At 71.5% G+C, this 1,240-nt stretch carries 2 protein-coding genes; one reads left to right on the top strand and one right to left on the bottom strand.

The genetic code is table 11. From position 1 onward, the window contains the following. The coding region (locus tag KUTG_RS62075; RefSeq protein ID WP_304413674.1) for an NUDIX-like domain-containing protein at positions 1-484 on the bottom strand (484 nt) is incomplete at its 3' end. Positions 485-508: 24 nt separating this feature from the next. Between KUTG_RS62075 and KUTG_RS62070 the strand changes: the two genes are divergently transcribed. Continuing rightward, the coding region (locus KUTG_RS62070) for a DUF2293 domain-containing protein (RefSeq protein WP_198047436.1) at positions 509-1,240 on the top strand (732 nt) is incomplete at its 3' end.

Here is a 1,240-nt window from a genome sequence, read left to right as displayed (position 1 = left end):
TGGAGAACCGGTCCGACCGCCGGTGCCGCCCGAACAGCGCGCGGCCCTCGTGCTCGACGAGCACGATCACCGCCGGCTCCAGGCGGGGGAACAGCTCCTTGCCGCAACCGAGGCAGTCTCGGACGTTGCCGCCGTGCCGGGGCCGGGTCTCGCCGCCGCACGCGCCGCAGAACCGCTGGTTGCGGCTCCAGTGCAGCAGCGCCTTGGCGTACACGAGCATCGCCGACTCCTGGGCGGCGAGCTCCCCGAACAGCGACCGCACGTCCACCGTGGACGCGGGCTCCTCGGCCAGCTCCACCGCGAACACGCCCCGCTCGCCGTCGAGGCCGAGGAACACCTCCTCGCCGTGGGGCTCGCTGTCGGGCGCGTACCTGTCCCGCCAGAACGGCAGCAGCCGGGCGTCTTCCCGCCGCGCGGCGATCCAGTCCGGGTCGGCGCGGCGGTCGTGGGCGCGGTCGAGACGCAGCCCGCTGTAAGGGATCACGGGGCCGATCGTATGGTCAGTGCCATGGAGTTGAGCACGCGAGTGGGCACCATCGCGGAGACGATCATCGGCCGCAAGGGCCGGGTGTCCTTCGTGGAGGTGCTGGTCGAACTCGGCTGGGTGCACCAGAAGAACGTGGACAGCTGGCGACGGGGCGAGCTCGACCCGTTGACCAAGGCCATGTCCGTGACCGACGACAAGGTGCTGGAGGCGGCCGAAGCCTTCAATCTCTGGGACCGTCTGCGGTTCCGCCGGACCACCACCCCGCACGTCTCGGCCACCCGCGACCGCCGCCCGCTGCGCTTCACCGCCGACCGCGACATCACGTGGGTGCACCTCCAGTTCGCGCGCGCCGACGCGCGGCCGGCGGCCGACGAGAAGGTGCCGGACCTTGTTGTGCTGGAGGCCAAGGACGAGTTCGAGTGCGAGGAGTGCCGCGCGCACGACCGATTCATGATGATGGACAGCCAGTCGGCGATCTGCATGGGCTGCGCCGACCTGGACCACCTGGTGTTCCTCAAGGCCGGCAACGCCACGCTGAGCCGCCGGGCCCGCAAGGAGAGCGGGCTGGCGGCGATCGTGGTCCGGCCGGATGCCAAGCGCCGCAACCGGATCTGGCGGTTGGGCATCCTCGTCGAGCCGGACGCGCTCGACCGGGCCGAGCAGCAGTGCTTCGACGACGAGGAGCTGCGGGCCCGGCGGCGGGTCAAGGACGCGGAGCGCCGCGAGGTGCTGGACGAGAAGTTCATGGGGCAG

Origin of the sequence: Kutzneria sp. 744, from assembly GCF_000568255.1 — a bacterium.
GTDB lineage: Bacteria > Actinomycetota > Actinomycetes > Mycobacteriales > Pseudonocardiaceae > Kutzneria.
The sequence above is the reverse complement of the archived record's forward strand: the minus strand, read 5'-3'. Positions and strand labels throughout refer to the sequence as shown.